Origin of the sequence: Streptomyces atriruber, from assembly GCF_001418325.1 — a bacterium.
GTDB lineage: Bacteria > Actinomycetota > Actinomycetes > Streptomycetales > Streptomycetaceae > Streptomyces > Streptomyces atriruber.
The window spans coordinates 1-19168 of the sequence record NZ_LIPN01000318.1; the positions used below are offsets into that span (position 1 = coordinate 1).

General features: G+C 70.0%; 18 protein-coding genes and 1 tRNA gene. 7 read left to right on the top strand and 12 right to left on the bottom strand.

What is annotated here, in order from left to right; translation table 11 throughout:
* The 3 genes from AOK03_RS29200 to AOK03_RS43565 all read right to left on the bottom strand — a co-directional run.
* On the bottom strand, positions 1–795 hold a 795-nt coding region (locus AOK03_RS29200; protein WP_055568363.1), incomplete at its 3' end, for a cytochrome c biogenesis CcdA family protein.
* Complete coding sequence (locus AOK03_RS29205) at positions 792–1598, bottom strand: DsbA family protein (RefSeq protein ID WP_425264422.1); 807 nt, start codon at positions 1596–1598, stop codon at positions 792–794. The genes AOK03_RS29205 and AOK03_RS29200, both read right to left, overlap by 4 nt.
* Positions 1599–1659: 61 nt before the next feature.
* The gene (locus AOK03_RS43565) at positions 1660–2073 is read right to left on the bottom strand and encodes a hypothetical protein (RefSeq protein WP_055568364.1); all 414 of its coding nucleotides are present in this window, start codon (positions 2071–2073) and stop codon (positions 1660–1662) included.
* 83 nt (positions 2074–2156) lie between these two features.
* Between AOK03_RS43565 and hrpA the strand changes: the two genes are divergently transcribed.
* The 3 genes from hrpA to AOK03_RS29225 all read left to right on the top strand — a co-directional run bounded on the left by hrpA (position 2157) and on the right by AOK03_RS29225 (position 6818).
* Complete coding sequence (gene hrpA / locus AOK03_RS29215) at positions 2157–6125, top strand: ATP-dependent RNA helicase HrpA (protein ID WP_055568365.1); 3969 nt, start codon at positions 2157–2159, stop codon at positions 6123–6125.
* A gap of 107 nt (positions 6126–6232) precedes the next feature.
* A tRNA-Asp gene (locus AOK03_RS29220) sits at positions 6233–6307 on the top strand.
* 244 nt (positions 6308–6551) lie between these two features.
* The gene (locus AOK03_RS29225) at positions 6552–6818 is read left to right on the top strand and encodes a DUF6274 family protein (protein ID WP_055568366.1); all 267 of its coding nucleotides are present in this window, start codon (positions 6552–6554) and stop codon (positions 6816–6818) included.
* A 490-nt stretch (positions 6819–7308) separates the two neighbouring features.
* Here the strand turns inward: AOK03_RS29225 and bldC are convergent, their stop codons facing one another.
* Positions 7309–7515, bottom strand: a complete 207-nt coding sequence (gene bldC / locus AOK03_RS29230; RefSeq protein WP_003949541.1) for a developmental transcriptional regulator BldC — start codon at positions 7513–7515, stop codon at positions 7309–7311.
* Positions 7516–7981: 466 nt separating this feature from the next.
* A complete protein-coding gene (locus AOK03_RS29235; protein WP_055568367.1) occupies positions 7982–8815 on the bottom strand; it encodes a DUF8083 family protein in 834 nt (277 codons plus the stop codon).
* 153 nt (positions 8816–8968) lie between these two features.
* On the opposite strand from AOK03_RS29235, the gene AOK03_RS29240 reads away from it, so the two are divergent.
* The gene (locus tag AOK03_RS29240; protein ID WP_055568368.1) at positions 8969–10045 is read left to right on the top strand and encodes a Leu/Phe/Val dehydrogenase; all 1077 of its coding nucleotides are present in this window, start codon (positions 8969–8971) and stop codon (positions 10043–10045) included.
* Between the two features lie 316 nt (positions 10046–10361).
* The gene (locus AOK03_RS29245) at positions 10362–10616 is read left to right on the top strand and encodes a DUF3073 domain-containing protein (protein WP_055568369.1); all 255 of its coding nucleotides are present in this window, start codon (positions 10362–10364) and stop codon (positions 10614–10616) included.
* Positions 10617–10747: 131 nt separating this feature from the next.
* On the opposite strand, the gene purM is transcribed toward AOK03_RS29245, so the two are convergent.
* Both purM and purF read right to left on the bottom strand, forming a co-directional pair.
* Positions 10748–11821, bottom strand: a complete 1074-nt coding sequence (gene purM / locus AOK03_RS29250; protein ID WP_055568370.1) for a phosphoribosylformylglycinamidine cyclo-ligase — start codon at positions 11819–11821, stop codon at positions 10748–10750.
* A 38-nt stretch (positions 11822–11859) separates the two neighbouring features.
* Positions 11860–13386, bottom strand: a complete 1527-nt coding sequence (purF, locus tag AOK03_RS29255) for an amidophosphoribosyltransferase (RefSeq protein ID WP_055568371.1) — start codon at positions 13384–13386, stop codon at positions 11860–11862.
* Positions 13387–13549: 163 nt separating this feature from the next.
* On the opposite strand from purF, the gene AOK03_RS45245 reads away from it, so the two are divergent.
* Both AOK03_RS45245 and AOK03_RS29260 read left to right on the top strand, forming a co-directional pair.
* Complete coding sequence (locus tag AOK03_RS45245; protein ID WP_359357530.1) at positions 13550–13651, top strand: putative leader peptide; 102 nt, start codon at positions 13550–13552, stop codon at positions 13649–13651.
* Between the two features lie 80 nt (positions 13652–13731).
* Positions 13732–15138: a sulfatase family protein gene (locus AOK03_RS29260; protein ID WP_055568372.1), complete on the top strand. Its 1407-nt coding sequence runs from the start codon at positions 13732–13734 to the stop codon at positions 15136–15138.
* Between the two features lie 29 nt (positions 15139–15167).
* On the opposite strand, the gene AOK03_RS29265 is transcribed toward AOK03_RS29260, so the two are convergent.
* The 5 genes from AOK03_RS29265 to AOK03_RS29285 form a co-directional block, all read right to left on the bottom strand.
* Positions 15168–16016 carry an META domain-containing protein gene (locus tag AOK03_RS29265; RefSeq protein WP_055568373.1) on the bottom strand — a complete coding sequence of 283 codons (849 nt, stop codon included), beginning with the start codon at positions 16014–16016 and terminating at the stop codon, positions 15168–15170.
* A 36-nt stretch (positions 16017–16052) separates the two neighbouring features.
* Complete coding sequence (locus AOK03_RS29270; RefSeq protein ID WP_055568374.1) at positions 16053–16853, bottom strand: maleylpyruvate isomerase family mycothiol-dependent enzyme; 801 nt, start codon at positions 16851–16853, stop codon at positions 16053–16055.
* Positions 16854–17028: 175 nt separating this feature from the next.
* Positions 17029–17691, bottom strand: a complete 663-nt coding sequence (locus AOK03_RS29275) for a TetR/AcrR family transcriptional regulator (protein ID WP_244177801.1) — start codon at positions 17689–17691, stop codon at positions 17029–17031.
* 35 nt (positions 17692–17726) lie between these two features.
* Positions 17727–18575 carry a M23 family metallopeptidase gene (locus AOK03_RS29280; RefSeq protein WP_055568376.1) on the bottom strand — a complete coding sequence of 283 codons (849 nt, stop codon included), beginning with the start codon at positions 18573–18575 and terminating at the stop codon, positions 17727–17729.
* Positions 18576–18623: 48 nt separating this feature from the next.
* Positions 18624–19130 carry an ArsR/SmtB family transcription factor gene (locus tag AOK03_RS29285; RefSeq protein WP_055568377.1) on the bottom strand — a complete coding sequence of 169 codons (507 nt, stop codon included), beginning with the start codon at positions 19128–19130 and terminating at the stop codon, positions 18624–18626.
* Positions 19131–19168: the final 38 nt, after the last annotated feature.

A 19168-nucleotide genomic window follows, 5' to 3' on the forward strand; every position in this document is an offset into this window, starting at 1 on the left:
CCCCAGCACGGCCCCCGCCGCCACCACGACGGCCACCAGCAGCACCGAGTCCGGCACCGCCCGTCCGACGCCGCCCGCCCACTGCTCGACCGCGAACGAGTCGTCCACGTTCAGCAGGCCGGGCAGCGCCGTCGTCCCGTCGTACGCGAGGAACAGCGCTCCCAGCGCGATGAAGAAGAGGCCGGACAGCAGCGACGTCGTGTGCAGTTCGAACCGCCCGAGCCGGAACGTCCGGCCCCGCAGCCACCTGCGCCGCCCCAGGTCGAACCGCTCCCAGAGCAGGGCGAGCACGAAGAGCGGCACGGCCATCCCCAGCGCGTACACGGCGAGCAGCAGCCCTCCGTAGACCGGGCTTCCGCTCACCGCGGCCACCGTCAGCACACTGCCGAGGATCGGCCCCGCGCAGAATCCGGCGAGCCCGTACACCGCCCCCAGCGCGTACACGGAGAACGCCGTGGTCGGCCGGATCCGGCCCGACAGCTCCGCCATCTTCCGCGAGGCGAACCCCATGCCGAGGATCTGCAGCACACCGAGCCCGATGATCAGCCACCCGGCGACGAGCACCAGCTGGTCGCGGTGGCCGAAGAAGAACCGCCCGGCGTAGGACCCGGCGGCGCCGAGCGGCACCAGGGTCGTCGCGAGACCCGCGTAGAAGATGCCGGTGCGGGCGACGAGGCGCGAGGTGGAGTCGATCGAGTAGGCGAAGAAGGCGGGCAGGAGCAGGGCGCTGCAGGGGCTGACCAGGGCGAGGAGGCCGCCGAGGAACGCGGCGAAGTACCCGACGTCGGCGGTCACTCGGAGCCCCCGCCCTTGCCCTTGCCGGTCGCCTTCGCGCTCTTCGCCGCCGTCTCGATGGCCTGGTCGAAGACCTGGTCCGGCTGGGCGCCCGAGATGGGCCGTCCGTTGATCACGAAGGAGGGCGTCGCGGCGGCCCCGAGGCCGTACGCCTCCTCCTGGTCCTTCTTGACGGCGCTCTTGGCCGCGTCGCTCCCCATGTCGGCGACGAACCGGTCGACGTCCTTGACCCCGGCCTCCTTGGCCAGCTCCTCCAGACGGCCGTCGCCGAAGCCCTTCTCCTTGGACCCCTCGGCGTACGCGGCCTCGTGGAACTGCCAGAAGCGTCCTTGCCTGCCCGCCGCCCACGCGCCGCGCGCGGCCCGCTCGGAGTCCTCGCCGAAGATCGGGAAGTTGCGCCATTCGATGCGCAGGGTGCCCTCGTCGACGTACTTCTTCACGAGGCCGGGCTCGGTGTCGCGGGCGAACTTGCCGCAGAAGCCGCACTTGAAGTCGGCGTACTCGACCATCACGACGGGCGCGTCGGCGCGCCCCTGCGCGAGCGGGTCCTTGGCGTCGCGCCGGGCGAGCTTCTCCAGCTCGGGGTAGACACCGGCCTGCGCATCGGTGGAGGGCGCGGCGCCCGCGGCCTCCTCCTTCACGGTGCCGTTGCGGGAGTCCTCGGGCTTGGTCGCGGTGTACGAGGCGACGCCGAGCAGCACCGCGGCGACGACGACACCCGCGCCGATGGCGATGTTGCGGCTCTTCTTGTTGCTGTTCTGAGGCTTGCTGATGTTCTGAGGCTTGCTGCCGTTCTTGGGCACGGAGGTGCTCTCTCTTGTCCTGTTGTACGTCGATGAAGGGGCCCCTGAAGTCAGGGGCCTCCTACACGCGCAGGATCGAGAGATCTATCGGTGAGGGCGGAGTGAGCGCGGGCGGTGCCCGGCCCGGTGCCACCAGGAGCACGGCCTGGTCGGCGCCCCACGAGCCGGACGCGGCCCGGGTGTCGTGCAGCGCGGGCAGCAGTTCGTACGCCGTTCCGGGGCGCTGCGGGGTGCCCGGCGTCTGGTCGGCGTCGCGGTCGGTGCCCTTGCCGCAGCCGGGCGAGCCCTGCACGTCGGCCGCCTGCGCGGCGAACACCTCGGCGGCCGCGGTGGCCGCGGTGGCCGCAGTGGCCTGGGCGGCATCGGCCACCGGCTGCTGCGCGGCGGCCGCGGGCCCGCAGAACATCCCGAGCCCGAGCACGACGAGGAAGACCACCGCGAGGGGGCTCCAGGTCGTGCGCGTGCGGGTCGGCATGCCCGGAATCGTACGTGGCGGGCCGCCCCGCCGGGGAAATCGGTTCGCCACTGCCGAGTCGCGGGTGAGATCCTGGAGGCCGTATGTCTACGCAGCCCGCCCTTGCCCTCGACGCCCTCGCCCCCCGCCTCTCCGAGCTCTCGCTGCGCGACGAGCACCGGATCGGCCGGCGGCTGGAGGGTGCCCGCCGGATCCGTAAGCCCGAGGCCCGCGCCGCCGTCCTCGCCGAGATCTCGGCGGACGTGGAGAAGGCGGCGGCGCGGATGGCCGAGCGCGGCTCCCGCATGCCCGTGATCACGTATCCGGAGCAGCTGCCGGTCAGCCAGAAGAAGGACGAGATCGCCGAGGCGATCCGCGACCACCAGGTCGTGATCGTCGCGGGCGAGACGGGCTCGGGCAAGACCACGCAGATCCCCAAGATCTGCATGGAGCTCGGCCGGGGCGTGCGCGGCATGATCGGCCACACACAGCCCCGCCGCATCGCGGCCCGCACGGTCGCCGAGCGAGTCGCCGACGAGCTGAACACCCCGCTGGGCGAGGCCGTCGGCTGGAAGGTCCGCTTCACCGACCAGGTCGGCGCCGACACCTTCGTGAAGCTGATGACGGACGGCATCCTGCTGGCCGAGATCCAGACGGACCGCGAGCTGCGCGCGTACGACACGATCATCATCGACGAGGCCCACGAGCGTTCGCTCAACATCGACTTCCTGCTGGGGTACCTCGCCCAGCTGCTCCCCAAGCGCCCGGACCTCAAGGTCGTGATCACCTCCGCGACCATCGACCCCGAGCGCTTCTCGCGGCACTTCGGGGACGCGCCGATCGTCGAGGTCAGCGGGCGCACGTATCCGGTGGAGGTCCGCTACCGCCCGCTCCTCGAAGAGGACGGCGACGACTCGGACCGCGACCAGATCACCGCGATCACGGACGCCGTCGAGGAGCTCCAGGCCGAGGGCAAGGGCGACATCCTCGTCTTCCTCTCCGGGGAGCGCGAGATCCGCGACACGGCGGACGCGCTGAACAAGAAGAACTACCGGTTCACGGAAGTGCTCCCGCTGTACGCCCGGCTGTCGCACGCCGAGCAGCACCGCGTCTTCCAGCAGCACACGGGACGACGGATCGTCCTCGCGACGAACGTCGCGGAGACCTCCCTGACCGTCCCGGGCATCAAGTACGTGATCGACCCGGGCACGGCCCGCATCTCCCGCTACAGCCACCGCACGAAGGTGCAGCGCCTGCCCATCGAGGCGGTCAGCCAGGCCAGCGCCAACCAGCGCAAGGGCCGCTGCGGGCGTACGTCGGACGGCATCTGCATCCGGCTGTACAGCGAGGACGACTTCCTCTCCCGGCCCGAGTTCACGGACGCGGAGATCCTCCGTACGAACCTCGCCTCCGTCATCCTGCAGATGACCGCGGCCGGCCTCGGCGACATCGAGAAGTTCCCCTTCATCGACCCGCCGGACCACCGCAACATCCGCGACGGCGTGCAGCTCCTCCAGGAACTGGGCGCGCTGGACCCGACGCAGAAGGACCCGAAGAAGCGGCTCACCCAGCAGGGCCGCAAGCTCAGCCAGCTCCCCGTCGACCCGCGCCTGGCCCGCATGGTCCTGGAGGCCGACAAGAACGGCTGCGTGCGCGAGGTCATGGTGATCGCGGCCGCGCTCTCCATCCAGGACCCGCGCGAGCGCCCGTCGGAGAAGCAGGCGCAGGCCGACCAGCAGCACGCCCGCTTCAAGGACGAGACGAGCGACTTCCTCGCCTTCCTCAACCTGTGGCGGTACGTCCGCGAGCAGCAGAAGGAGCGCGGCTCCTCCTCGTTCCGCCGGATGTGCAAGGCGGAGTATCTGAACTTCCTGCGGATCCGCGAGTGGCAGGACATCTATACGCAGCTGCGCACGGTCGCCAAGCAGATGGGCATCCACCTCAACGAGGAGGACGCCCCCGAGCAGCACGTCCACATCTCGCTCCTGTCCGGCCTGCTCTCCCACATCGGGATGAAGGATGTGAAGGAGTCCAAGGACAGCGACCCCAAGCAGCGCGGCGGACGCAACGAGTACCTGGGCGCCCGCAACGCCAAGTTCGCCGTCTTCCCCGGCTCCGCGCTCTTCAAGAAGCCCCCGCGCTTCATCATGTCGGCCGAGCTGGTGGAGACCTCGCGCCTGTGGGCCCGGGTGAACGCCCGCATCGAGCCCGAGTGGGTCGAGCCGCTCGCCCAGCACCTCCTGAAGCGCACGTACAGCGAACCGCACTGGGAGAAGGACCAGGCGGCGGTGATGGCGATAGAGAAGGTGACGCTGTACGGCGTCCCGATCGTCACCGACCGCAAGGTCAACTACGGCCGCATCGACCCCGAGGTCTCCCGCGACCTGTTCATCCGCAACGCGCTGGTCGAGGGCGACTGGCGCACGCACCACAAGTTCTTCGCCGCCAACCGCAGGCTCCTCACCGAGGTGGAGGAGCTGGAGCACCGCGCGCGGCGCCGCGACATCCTCGTCGACGACGAGACGCTCTTCGACTTCTACGACCAGCGGGTGCCCGAACACGTCGTGTCGGGGGCGCACTTCGACTCCTGGTGGAAGAAGAAGCACCGCGAGGAGCCGGAGCTGCTCGACTTCGAGCGGTCGATGCTGATCAACGAGAAGGCGGGGGACGTCTCCAAGGACGACTACCCCGACTCGTGGCGTCAGGGGCAGCTCAAGTTCAAGGTGACCTACCAGTTCGAGCCGGGCGCGGACGCGGACGGCGTGACCGTCCACATCCCGCTCCAGGTCCTGAACCAGGTCACGGACGAGGGCTTCGACTGGCAGATCCCGGGCCTGCGCGAGGACGTGGTCATCGAGCTGATCCGCTCCCTGCCCAAGCCGATCCGCCGCAACTACGTCCCCGCGCCGAACTTCGCGAAGGCCTTTCTGGAGCGTGCGGTGCCGCTGCAGGAGCCGCTGCACGTCACGCTCGCGCGGGAGCTGCAGCGGATGGTCGGCGTGCCGGTCTCGCCGGAGGACTTCGATCTGACACGCGTGCCCGACCACTTGAAGATCACGTTCCGGATCACCGACGAGCGACGCAAGAAGCTCGCCGAGGACAAGGACCTCGAAGCCCTCAAGGTGCGGCTGAAGCCGAAGGCCCGCCAGGCGCTCTCGCAGGCCGCCGCGGCGACGGCCGAGCGGACGGGCGGCGCGGCCGTCGAGCGCACGGGCCTCACGGACTGGACCATCGGCACCCTCACGCGCGTCTTCGAGACCCGCCGCGCGGGCCAGCCGGTGAAGGCGTACCCCGCGCTCGTGGACGACGGGGACACCGTCTCCGTACGCCTCTTCGACACCGAGGCCGAGCAGGTCCTGGCGATGTGGCGGGGGACGCGCCGCCTCATCCTGCGCAACATCCCGGTGAATCCGGCCAAGTTCGCCTCCGACAAGCTCAGCAACCAGCAGAAACTCGCCCTGTCGGCGAACCCGCACGGCTCCATGCAGGCCCTCTTCGACGACTGCGCGATGGCCGCCGCGGACAAGCTGATCGCGGACTTCGGCGGGCCCGTCTGGGACGAGGCGTCGTACCGCAAGCTCTTCGAGAAGGTGCGCGCGGAGATCGTCGACACGACCGTGCGGGCGGTCGGCCAGGTGCAGCAGGTCCTCGCCGCCTGGCAGGCCTGTGAGCGCCGCCTGAAGTCGACGAAGAGCCCGACGCTGCTCGCGAACCTCACGGACGTGCGGGAGCAGCTGAACTCCCTCATCAAGCCGGGCTTCGCGACGGAGACGGGGCTGCGGCGACTGCCGGACCTGATGCGGTACATGGTGGCGGCGGACCGGCGCCTGCAGCAGATGCCGACCAACGTCCAGCGGGACACCAGCCGCATGCAGAAGGTCCACGAGATGCGCGACGAGTACCTGCGGCTGCTCGAACAGATGCCGCAGGGCAGGCCCGTGCCGCAGGAGGTCCTGGACATCCGCTGGATGGTCGAGGAGCTCCGCGTCAGCTACTTCGCGCACGCGCTGGGCACGGCGTACCCCGTCTCGGACAAGCGGATCGTGAAGGCGATCGACGCCGCGGTGCCGTGATCCGACGCGTGACCGGACAGCCACACAGGGTGAGTTCGACCGCTGGGCCTGCGCTGCTGTACAGTCTCATCTCGCAGCACAACGCAACACCAAGTGCCGCAAAGCAAGGTCCTGTGGAGCAGTTTGGAGTGCTCGCCACCCTGTCAAGGTGGAGGCCGCGGGTTCAAATCCCGTCAGGACCGCAGTAAGAGAAGGGCCGCATCCGCGAGGGTGCGGCCCTTCTTCGTGTCGCCCGGCCGACCGGCCTGTCGAGGCGGAGGCCGGCCGCACCCGCGAGGGTGCAGCCCTCTTCGTATGCGCGTCTCCGTGCGCGTCTTCGCGCCGCCCCGCGTGCGGCCCGTTGTGGCGGGCGCATCTTGACTGCGTCACATTCCACCGGTACCCCGGACACCAGGGAGCCGCGGGAGGCTCCCCAGGAGGTGACGCATGTCCGCTTCTCCGGCGTCCGCGCGGCACGAGACGCGCGCCTTGCTGCGCGCGCACCTCGCGGCGGCCACCAGATACCGCCATGTGACCCGGCACTGCCCGATCTGCCATCGACTGCTGCGGCTCGCCCTGGAGCCGTCTCAGCGCGTTCCCGGCGAGCACGAGGCCCCCGAGGCGGCCTTCGTGCGCGAGAGCGCCACAGCCGTCCACGCCGAGCCGGCGGAGCCCGCCGGACCGCACGGGGACGAAAGTCCCCCCAACGCATGACCAAAGCCGACGCGCGGGCCGCCTCCCCGGTGGGAGGCTGAGAGCCGAAGGCCTACGAATGCCGCCGCGGCCCCTCTAGCGCAGGGGTGTCGTGTGCAACAAGATTCACGACGTGTGACGGGTGTCACCGAACAAGTTTCAGGAACCCCGGAACTTACACCCTCCCTACAATGGGCCAATTTAATATGTGCAATTGCACCACCCCCGAGGCCCTCCCCGGCCACCCTGCCCAGGGACCCCCCAGAGACAAACAAGGGCGCTCAGAGACCCGCCCACCAGCGCGTCCTCGGCGCACAAAAAAGATCGCGCTGGACCCGGCGGAGTCCAGCGCGATCCGACGACGCACCCAAGTGGGTCAGGCGTGGGCCCCGTTGGGGCAGGACCCTCGTCGTGTGTAGCCATATGTCGGACGTACGGCCAGGTTGGGGGACCCGGCAGCAGTGGTGCTCTTCGCCCGAGTTGTGCGAGTTACTGCTGGTTGATCGGTACTTCAGGCCTCGCTGCGCTGCTGCGGAATACCCGCCAGCAGTGCGCGGACCTCAGCCTCGCGGTACCGGCGGTGTCCGCCGAGCGTGCGAATCGACGTGAGCTTGCCAGCCTTGGCCCAGCGCGTCACCGTCTTCGGGTCGACGCGGAACATCGTGGCAACCTCAGCCGGGGTCAGCAGCGGCTCGGCATCAGGGGTGCGAGCGGTCATGAGCGGCCTCCTCGGGAGAACCGAACCTTCTCGGTTCATTCCTCTAAATTCTGCACCTTGACCCGCGTTGCCCGAAATGGCGGACGCGAGTCGAGTCGGTTATAGGACGAACGGCTTGTCCTCGGCACTACAACTACACCATCCGTCCAGCCGCGTCGGCCAAACCGATGGAATTGCCCTCCCAGGTGTTCATCACCGACGGAAGCCGATGGACCATGCCATAGCGGACAGTCACGCCACAGTGACGATCAGTCACAGAGCGATCAGGAGTCAACAGACCCCCCATAGAGTGCAATGCTGAGCATTCCGCCCATACTTGGGCGGAAGGAGCCCTCCCCGGACTCCTTGTCCTATTTTGGCACGAGGAGGGGTGATGGGCGCAAGGGTGCAGTTAGTGCGGTCCGTCACGCTTGAGGCAAAGGCCCGGATCGGGACCTACGTCCTGACACCCGGGCGACCAGGGGCCTCAGTTCGCGAACTGAAGGTCCCGAACCGCCCGCCATCGCCCCACGAGCCTTGCATACGCCTCGCCGGCCGCCTCGCCGTCGCCGATGCGCAGCGCCTCGATCCCCTCGGCGACGTCCGCGGCCGAGTGGTCCTCGTCGAGCTCGTCGGCGGAGACCGCGTGCACGAGCCCGCCGTAGTCGAGCTCGACGAGGGAACGGGGGTGGAACTCCTCCAGCCACCGGCCGACGTCCACGAGCCCCTCGATGATCGGCCCCTCGTCCAGCGCGTCCCGCAGCGCCCGCAGCCCGCGCGCGACCCGGCGCCGGGCCTGCACCATCGGCGTCCGGTAGCGGAGCGCGGGCGACGCACCCCGCTCGTGGCTCCGCTCCTCGTCGGCGACCAGCACGAACCAGTGCAGCGGCACCTGCCACGTCGACGTACGGATCCAGGGGCGCGCGTCGGGGTTGCGCGCCAGCCACCGCTCGTAGTCCGCGGCGGTCTGGCGGCGCAGCACCGGAGGGAGCACCGCGTCCAGGACCGGCGGCGGCAGCTGCCCCGCCAGCTCCTCCATGGCCTGCCAGCCGCGCAGCCGGGTCCGCCACGGGCAGACGCACAGCACCCCGTCCACCTCGACCACGAAGGCGTCGTCGCTCTCGTGCACCGGCACGGGCACCGGGGGCGTGGGCACCAGGTCGGCCAGCGAGCTGCGGAGCTCGTCCTGGCAGGAGGGCAGGTCGGGGCGGCGGGCATAGCGCGCCCAGTGGCCGCGCTCCGGCTCGGGGAAGGCGGCCAACGGCTCGTACACACGCAGGTAGGACGCGTACGGGACCGTCACCGAAGACACCTTGGGCACGGCTCCTCTCTCCCCCGCGGGCGCGCCGGAAAACGTGATCCTCGGCACCGGGAGGTCAAGGTCGGTGGACAGCCTCTAGTCTCATGCCCATCGGACCCCCGCCACCCGTACGGGAGCCCGCCCAACCGCCGCACTTGACCGGGAGTCACCACAGTGACCGAAGCAGACAACGGCGTCCTGCACACCCTGTTCCACTCGGACCAGGGAGGCCACGAGCAAGTAGTGCTCTGCCAGGACCGCGCCAGCGGCCTCAAGGCCGTCATCGCCATCCACAGCACCGCCCTGGGCCCCGCCCTCGGCGGCACCCGCTTCTACCCGTACGCGACCGAGGAAGAGGCCGTCGCCGACGTCCTGAACCTGTCGCGCGGAATGTCGTACAAGAACGCCATGGCCGGGCTCGACCACGGCGGCGGCAAAGCCGTGATCATCGGCGACCCGGACCGGATCAAGAGCGAGGAGCTGCTGCTCGCCTTCGGCCGCTGCGTCGCCTCGCTCGGCGGCCGCTACGTGACGGCCTGCGACGTCGGTACGTACGTCGCCGACATGGACGTCGTCGCGCGCGAGTGCCGCTGGACCACCGGACGTTCGCCCGAGAACGGCGGCGCGGGGGACTCCTCCGTGCTCACCGCCTTCGGTGTCTTCCAGGGCATGCGGGCCAGCGCCGAGCACCTGTGGGGCGATGCGTCGCTGCGCGGGCGCAAGGTCGGCGTCGCGGGCGTCGGCAAGGTGGGCCACCACCTGGTCGAGCACCTTCTGGAGGACGGCGCCGAGGTCGTGATCACGGACGTGCGCGAGGAGTCGGTCAACCGGATCGTCCACAAGCACCCGTCGGTGACGGCGGTGGCGGACACCGAGGCACTCATCCGCACCGAGGGCCTCGACATCTACGCGCCCTGTGCGCTCGGCGGCGCGCTCGACGACGACTCCGTGCCGGTGCTCACCGCGAAGGTGGTGTGCGGCGCCGCGAACAACCAGCTCGCGCATCCGGGTGTGGAGAAGGACCTGGCCGACCGGTCGATCCTCTACGCGCCGGACTACGTGGTGAACGCGGGCGGGGTGATCCAGGTCGCCGACGAGCTGCACGGCTTCGACTTCGACCGGTGCAAGGCGAAGGCTTCGAAGATCTTCGACACCACGCTCGCAATATTCGCTCGCGCAAAGGAGGACGGCATCCCGCCGGCCGCGGCGGCCGACAGGATCGCCGAACAGCGCATGTCCGACGCGCGCTGAAACAAACCGGAATCTGATGTTCCGGCGTTCTGCGACGCTTTGACAGGGCCCCGTCGACGTACACGAGAGACAAGACTCACCCCCGTCGGCGGGTCGCCCGCCAAGAAGAGGTTAAAATCGCAGTTGACCAGCGAGGACGGGGCTCCTCGAGGGTTGTGCGCCGAGGCGCGTCCTGCGGGCGACGTACCGTATGGCCGCAGGAGCAGGTACCGTGGAAGCCCTACGGACCGGTCTCTCCGAGGAGAGCCCGTTCCCGATCATGAACGCGTGTCAAGACTCTGGGGCCACCGAGCCCCATATCCGAGGGGGTCGAGCCATGGGGCGCGGCCGGGCAAAGGCCAAGCAGACGAAGGTCGCCCGCCAGCTGAAGTACAGCAGCGGCGGGACTGACCTGTCGCGTCTGGCCAATGAGCTGGGCGCTTCGACTTCGCAACAGCCGCCGAATGGCGAGCCGTTCGAGGACGACGACGAGGAAGACGACCCGTACGCCCAGTACGCGGATCTGTACAACGACGACGAGGACGAGGACTCCGACGAGTCCGGTCCGTCGTCGCAGCGCCGCGGCGCTTGACCTCGTTGCATACGCAGCATTTGTTGCCTACGCAGTATTCGCAGTTCGCATAGCAACTGCACTTCACCCGGTCCGGGGTGGTCACCACACCGGACCGGGTTTTGTGCTGCTCCGAGAACGGGATCACGGGCCTACTTGGCGTAGTCGCCGATCATGGCGGCGCCCGTCGCGTGCTCGCCGCGGTCCGTGATCTCGCCCGCGACCCAGGCGTCCAGGCCGCGGTCGGCGAGGGTGGTGAGCGCCGCGTCCGCCGACTCCTCGGGGACGATCGCGATCATTCCGACGCCCATGTTGAGCGTCTTCTCCAGCTCCAGGCGCTCGACCTGGCCGACTTGGCCGACCACGTCGAAGACCGCGCCGGGGGTCCAGGTGCCGCGGTCCACGATCGCGTGCAGGCCGTCCGGGATCACCCGGGCGAGGTTGGCCGCGAGCCCGCCGCCGGTGACGTGGCTGAAGGCGTGGACGTCCGTGGTGCGGGTGAGCGCCAGGCAGTCCAGGGAGTAGATCTTGGTGGGCTCCAGGAGCTCCTCGCCCAGCGTGCGGCCGAACTCCTCGACCCGGCGGTCCAGGGCCCAGCCCGCGCGGTCGAAGACCACGTGCCGGACGAGCGAGTACCCGTTCGAGTGAAGACCGGACGCCGCCATGGCGATGACCGCGTCCCCCTTACGGATGCGATCCGGGCCGAGCAGGCGGTCGGCCTCGACCGCTCCCGTGCCGGCGCCCGCGACGTCGAAGTCGTCCGGGCCGAGCAGACCCGGGTGCTCCGCGGTCTCGCCGCCGACGAGCGAGCAGCCCGCGAGGACACAGCCCTCGGCGATGCCCTTCACGATGGCGGCGACGCGCTCGGGGTGGACCTTGCCGACGCAGATGTAGTCGGTCATGAAGAGCGGCTCGGCGCCGCACACGACGATGTCGTCCATGACCATCGCGACGAGGTCGTGGCCGATGGTGTCGTAGACCCCCATCTGACGGGCGATGTCGACCTTCGTGCCGACGCCGTCGGTCGCGGAGGCGAGCAGCGGGCGCTCGAAGCGCTTGAGCGCCGAGGCGTCGAAGAGTCCGGCGAAGCCGCCGAGGCCGCCGAGGCCCGCGACCTCGGGACGCCGGGTCTTCTTGACCCATTCCTTCATCAGCTCGACGGCGCGGTCGCCCGCCTCGATGTCCACGCCCGCGGAGGCGTAGCTGGCACCTGTGGTCTCAGACATGGTGAGTTGAGAGCTTTCGTGTCGTTACTACGTGGGGCTTACGGGCGACGGATCGCGTCGGCCGCTGCCGTGGCGGCAGGGCCTGCCGCCAGCTCCGTCTCCAGGAGCTGCTTGCCGAGCAGCTCGGGGTCGGGCAGATCCATCGGGTACACGCCGTCGAAGCAGGCGCGGCAGAGGTTCGGCTTGTCGATGGTCGTGGCCTCGATCATGCCGTCGATGGAGATGTACGAGAGCGAGTCGGCGCCCATCGAGGTGGCGATCTCGTCGATCGTCATGCCGTTGGCGATGAGCTCGGCGCGGGTCGCGAAGTCGATGCCGAAGAAGCAGGGCCACTTCACGGGCGGCGAGGAGATCCGGATGTGGATCTCGGCGGCGCCTGCCTCGCGGAGCATCTTGACCAGGGCGCGCTGGGTGTTGCCGCGGACGATCGAGTCGTCGACGACCACGAGGCGCTTGCCCTTGATGACTTCCTTGAGCGGGTTCAGCTTGAGACGGATGCCGAGCTGGCGGATCGTCTGCGAGGGCTGGATGAAGGTCCGGCCGACGTAGGCGTTCTTGACCAGGCCGGCGCCGAAGGGGATGCCGGAGGCTTCCGCGTAACCGATCGCGGCGGGCGTGCCGGATTCCGGGGTCGCTATGACGAGGTCGGCCTCGACGGGAGCTTCCTCGGCGAGTTTCCGGCCCATCTCGACGCGCGAGAGGTAGACGTTCCGGCCGGCGATGTCCGTGTCGGGGCGCGCCAGATAGACGTACTCGAAGACACAGCCCTTGGGCTTCGCTTCCGCGAATCGGGACGTTCGCAGTCCGTTCTCGTCGACCGCGATGAACTCGCCGGGCTCGACCTCGCGGACGAAGCTGGCACCGCAGATGTCGAGCGCCGCGGACTCCGAGGCGACGACCCAGCCGCGCTCCAGGCGGCCGAGGACCAGCGGGCGGATGCCCTGCGGGTCGCGGGCCGCGTACAGCGTGTGCTCGTTCATGAAGACGAGGGAGAAGGCGCCCTGGACGTCCGGGAGGACCTTGGTGGCCGCCTCCTCGATGGTGAGCGGCTTGCCGTCGTCGTCCACCTGCCCCGCGAGGAGAGCCGTCACCAGGTCGGTGTCGTTGGTCGCGGCGACCTGCGTCGCGCGGCCGTTCTCCTTCGGCAGTTCGGCGACCAGCTCGGCGAGCTGGGCCGTGTTGACGAGGTTGCCGTTGTGCCCGAGCGCGATGGAGCCGTGCGCGGTGGCACGGAACGTCGGCTGGGCGTTCTCCCATACGGAGGCTCCGGTGGTCGAGTAGCGGGCGTGACCGACCGCGATATGACCCTGGAGCGAGCTGAGAGAGGTTTCGTCGAAGACCTGGGACACGAGGCCCATGTCCTTGAAGACGAGGATCTGGGAGCCGTTGCTGACCGCGATTCCCGCGGATTCCTGGCCCCGATGCTGGAGGGCATAGAGCCCGAAGTACGTGAGCTTTGCGACCTCTTCGCCCGGAGCCCAGACACCGAAGACGCCACAAGCGTCCTGGGGGCCTTTCTCGCCGGGGAGCAGATCGTGATTGAGTCGACCGTCACCACGTGGCACGGCATCGAGTGTAGGCGAGATCGACCACTGGTCCGAATTGGGGATACGGGCCCCGCACGGAGCGTAGTCGTGGCCCTGATGCGCACGTGGAGTACGAAGCCCGTGTGAACAGCCGGTCCGGAGCGTTGACAGGGACGGTCGGGCCCCGTGAAGCTCCTGGCCCATGCCCCTGCAGCCCCTCGGTGACCGGACGGTCGCCCTTGTGGAGCGCCGCCACGTCGACCTGGTCCGTGTCGCGAGCGCCATCTGTCGCTGCGCTGCCTGAACTCACTCTCCGTCGACTCACTTCTTCCGACTCCGGGTCGCGCCGCCCTGCCGTGCCGCGCCCCGTTCAGGAGCGCAGCCATGTCCTCACCCTCGTACGAGAAGTCCAGCCTGTCCCGACGTGCCTTCGGCGGTGCCGTGGGAGCCGGTGCCGCCGCCGCGGTGGGACTGCCCGCCGCCGCCGAGGCCCGGGAGCGGCCCTTCCGCGCGGCCCCGCGCCGGGGCGGACGGCGCCCGAACATCCTCTTCATCCTCGGCGACGACCTCGGCTGGGCCGACCTGTCGTCCTACGGATCGCCGCACATCAAGACCCCGAACCTGGACCGCCTGGCCCGCCAGGGCGTGCGGTTCACCGACGCCTACTCCGGGTCCGCGACCTGCTCGCCGACCCGCTTCAGCCTGTACACGGGGCGCTTCCCGGGGCGTACGAAGGGCGGGCTCGCGGAGCCGATCGCGGACAAGTCCGTGGGTCTGGAGCCGACGCACCCCACGCTGGCGTCGCTGCTGAGGGACGCCGGATACGCGACCGCGCTCATCGGCAAGTGGCACTGCGGCTATCTGCCGGATTACTCGCCCACCAAGTCGGGCTGGGACGAGTTCTTCGGGAACTTCGGCGGGGCGTTGGAGTACTACTCGAAGCTCGGGCTCGGCGGGGAGTACGACCTCTACGAGGGCGACGCCGAGTACAAGGACCTGCGGTACTACACGCGCATCCTGACCGAGCGGGCGAGCGACTACGTACGCCGTGACCACGGGGACAGGCCGTGGCTGCTCAACCTCAACTTCACCACCCCGCACTGGCCCTGGATAGCCGACGGCGACGAGGAGCAGAGCGCCGAGATCGTGCGCAGGGTCAGGGCGGGCGAGAAGGGCGCGCTCTGGCACCAGGACGGCGGCTCCGTCGAGAAGTACACGGAGATGGTCGAGGACCTGGACCGCTCCATCGGGGAGGTGCTGCGCGCGCTGAAGAAGTCCGGGCAGGAGCGGGACACCCTCGTGTTCTTCGCGTCCGACAACGGCGGCGAGCGCTTCTCGTACAACTGGCCGCTGTCCGGCAACAAGGGCTCGCTGCGGGAGGGCGGCATCCGGGTGCCGACCATCGTGCGGTGGCCGGCGCGGCTGGACGGCGGGCAGGTCAGCGACGAGCCCGTCTACACGCCCGACTGGACGGCGACCCTCCTGGAGATCGCCGGGGCCCGGCCGGACCCGGCGCACCCCCTGGACGGCACGAGCCTGGCCCCCTACTTGCTGCGGGGCGAGCGGATCGCCGAGCGCGAGCTGTTCTGGCGGGTGCGCGGGGAGCGTGCGCTGCGGCGCGGGGACTGGAAGTACTACCGGGGCAAGGACGGCACGGACCACCTATACGACCTCGCGGACGACCGGCGCGAGCAGGCCGACCGGGCCGCCTCGGAACCGCGTCTCCTGGCGGAGCTGCGGCGGGCTTGGGAGCGGACGGACGACGAGCTGCTGCCCTATCCCAAGCCCTAGCCCTCAGCTCTTGGCCGTGGCCTTTGGCCTTAGCTCTTGCCCTTGTCCGCGGCGGCGTTCGCGTTGATCACGGTGCCGTCGTCCGCGGTGAGCTTCAGCGTGTCCTGCCGCACCTCGTAACGCGCCTTGCCGCCGAAGAGCTTGAGCAGCTTGCGCTCGGTGGTCATCGCGTCGCCCGGACACATCTTCCGGGTGGTCGCGGGCGCCCCGAAGGTGATGCGGCCGTCCTCCGTCTCGGCCTTGGCGGTGACGTCGTTGCAGCCGAGGTTGCCGCGGACCTTGCCGTCGTCGCCGAAGGTGAGGTGGACCTTGCCGGACAGCGCCTTCGGCAGGGTCGCGGCCGTCTTGCCGTCGCCGATGCCGTTCACCGTCCACTTGGTGCCGGTGAGCGGGGCGTCGGGCTCGGCGGGCTGCGAGGTGAAGTCCACGCGGTCTCCCTTTGCCGTGGTGAGGGTCATGCGGTCGCCGTCCACCTTCGCGGTGAACTTGCCCGAGCCGAGGGCGCGCGTGAAGTCCTCCTCGAACTTCATGCGGCCGCTGCCCTCACAGGCCATCCGCGTCGTCTGCGTCTTGCCGAAGTCCACGGTGTCGCCCTTGATCGACACGGTCGTACCGGCCTGGTTGCAGCCGTAGCTGCCGCCGGCCCGCCCGTCCTTGCCGATCTTGAGGTAGGCGCCTTCCGGGGCGTCGTGCTTCTTGCCGCCGACGGTGAGGCTGTCCACGTTCCACCGGACGCCGGTCAGAGCTTGCTCGCTCGCCACGGAACGCCCGCCGGAGTCGCCTTCGGAGCCGGCTCCGGACTCGGTGCCGCATGCCGTGAGCAGCAGCCCCGCGGAGGCCAGCGCGGTCAGGGTGAGGGTCACTCGCTGCGTGTGCATGGCAATGTGACGGGACAAGTGGGGGTCCCGGTTCCATCACCCCATGATCGGCAGCAGCCCCGACAGATCCGCCCGCTCGCCGCTGGCGCTGACCTGCGCCGCGTCGACCGCGGTCGCCCACCGCGTCCGGCCGGTCGCCAGCCGGATCCAGGTGAGCGGGTCGGTCTCGACGACGTTGGGCGGGGTGCCGCGGGTGTGCCGGGGGCCCTCGACGCACTGCACGACGGCGTACGGCGGGATCCGCACCTCCGTCGACGCGCCCGGCGCCTTCACGGCGAGGGCGTCCGCGAGCAACCGGGCGCAGGCGGCCAGGGCCTGCCGGTCGTACGGGACGTCGAGGCCCGGCACCGCGTCGTTCAAGTCGTCGGTGTGGACGGTGAGTTCGACGGTACGGGTGACGAGGAAGTCGCCGAGGGTCATGGCGCCGAAGCGGGAGGGCACCAGGCGCGCGTCGGACGCGGCGGCCAGGGACTCCTCGATGCCGGTGAGCGTGCGCGTGAACAGGTCGTCGAGGTCCGCGCCCGCCGTCTCCGCGATCGCCCGGGTGTCCTCGTCGACCTGCGCTGCCGCCGTGACCGTCGCGAACGGCCAGTCCATGAGCGGCACTTCGTGCTTGTCCGGTTCCGGCATGCCGAGGTAGCGGTGGACGGTGCCGAGGACCATCGCGAGGTGCGCCGCCAGTTCGCGCACGGTCCAGGCACCGAGCCGGGTCGGGCGGGCGAGCTGCTCGGGCGTGAGGGTGCGCACCGCGTCGCGTACGTTGCCGAACTGGGCGAGGACGGCGGTGCGGGTCTTGGCGGAGTCGTACGAGCGCGTGCGCTTCTTGGCCGGTGGCATGGTGCCGACCCTAGGGCCTGTCCGGCGGATCAGGGAGCGGAGGTGTGGCGTCCGCCTTGCGGTGCCGGTGAGCGGGGTCTGGTGCGTCCGGCTGCAAGGCTGAGGAGGGCGGCAACGCGATGGGGGTCCCCCTGCTCGGGCGACGCGACCCGCGCCATGATCCGCCGGACAGGCCCTAAGCCTTGGCGGGGTACCCCTGAAGTCCCTTTTCCACCAGGTCGAAGGCGCGCTCGGCGAGGGCCGCGCAGTCGTCGGCCATCTCCTCGACGGTGTCGCCCGCGACGAGCCTGCGATGGTTCTCCAGGATCACCGCGCCCCGCGCGGCGACGAGCTGGTGGGCGGCGACTCCGGCGAGCAGCCGGTCCCCCGTCTCCTCGGCGAGGACCTCCGCGAGGAGCTCGACGCTGCGCATCTGGAAGGTCAGCATCCGGCGCGCGAGGGCGGGGGTGTCGCTGATGAGCTGCCGCATCTGGAGCAGCCGGGCATCGCCGGAGAGGCCGATCGAGGGGTCGCGCTCGGCGACCTTGACGAGGAACTGGCGGCGCAGCGCGGCGACCGCGCTCTCCCCGGGCTCGCGCTCGCGCACGGCGTCTGCGGCGTCGGAGACGTGCTCCTCCATCGGGCCGAGGAGGACGTCCTCCTTGGTGCCGAAGTAGTTGAAGACGGTCATCTTCGAGACGTCGGCGGCGGCCGCGATCTCCGCGACGGAGACCTTGTCGTAGCCACGCTCCAGGAACAGGTCGAGCGCGCTGCGCCAGATCCGCATCGCGGTCTGCCGCTTTTTGCGCTCGCGCAGCCCGAGTGGTTGCGCGGCCATGCCTGCTTCAGCCTCAGCCATGACCGCACTGTACCAGGATGAATTTTAGGCTTGAACTAATTCTTGACCTGGTCCACGGGGACCGGCGCGTCGACCGTGAATTTCTCGCCGTTCGCGGGCACCCCGACCCCGCGCCAGCTGAACGGCACGCCCCTCGCCGTGTCCAGGTCGGGCCCGTCCATCAGCTGGAAGTGCACGTGCGGCTCGGTGGAGTTGCCGGAGTTCCCGCAGCCGCCGATCCGCTGACCGGCGAGGACCTTGTCCCCCGCCCGCACGGCGAGCGAGCCCTGCCGGACGTGCGCGTACATGGCGTACGCCCCCTCGCCGAGGTCGAGCACGATGTGGTTGCCGACGATGCGACGGGTGCCGCCGAGCGTCCTGCCGACGCCCTCGATCAGCCAGAAGTACAGCACCCCGACCAGGGAACTGCGGCTGAGGTGATCGCGCTGGCCGTCCTCGGCGTGCACGACGGTCGCGTCGGCCACCGCGTGCAGCGGCGCCCCGAAGGCGGGGTAGGCCTGACCGCTCCGGGCGACGGGCCAGAACCAGACGGGCTGGGGGCGGGCGGGGCCTTCGGCCGGTTCGGCCGTGATGTCGATGGCGTAGGTCTGCCCGAGGCCGTGCGTGCCGTGGCTCGGCACCTTGTCCGCGGGGCTGTTCAGCGCGGACCAGCGGCCGGTGACCGGCGGCTCGACCTCGACCGGCGCCGGGGGCTCCGCCACGATCTGCCGACGCGCGGAGCGGGACAGTGCCACGCTGATGGCGATCGCACCGAGGGCGGGCAGCCAGCTCACCCAGTAGTTGTACGGCAGGTCCATGAACTGCCTGACGACGAACTGGGCGAAGAACACCACCCACAGCACCCGCTGGGCCACAGCGGCGGACTTTCGTAGGCCTACGGACATAGCTCCCCCTCGTGCGGACTCGTACAGAAATGCGTGTCGGGATCCCGGTCAGGTCACCGGGCGCGCGGCCGTGAGCACCACGAGCAGCGGCACGACCCGCCCGGCGGGCACCTCGTAGCGGCCGCGCTCCGCGCTGTGCAGCCAGCCCGCGCCGGTCAGTTGGCGCAGGTGGTGGTAGATCTGGCCGGTCGTGCCGATGTCCTCCAGCGCGGCCAGCTCGGCAGCCGTGCGCAGCCCGCCGAGGATCTCCTTCAGCAGCCGCAGCCGTACGGGATTGCCGAGCGCGGCGAACGACTCGGCCGCGTCGGACCAGTCGCCCTCGACGACCGACTCGGTCAGCAGGCCGTACTGCCACTCGTACCGGTGGCCCGTCGGCACCCGCACCGCTCCGGTGAACAGGACGGCGCCGTCCGCGTCGTCCGTCACCGGATGCCGCGCCTTCAGCGCGTCGAGGGCCCAGAAATCTCCCTCGCCCACGGCGGGCGCGGCCTGCTCAGCGCTCTCCAGCTCCGCCATGCGCCGCTCCAGCGCGGCGACCCGCTCTTCCAGATCCATGGGCTTGAGATTACGTAATTACGTAATCTCAAGCAACC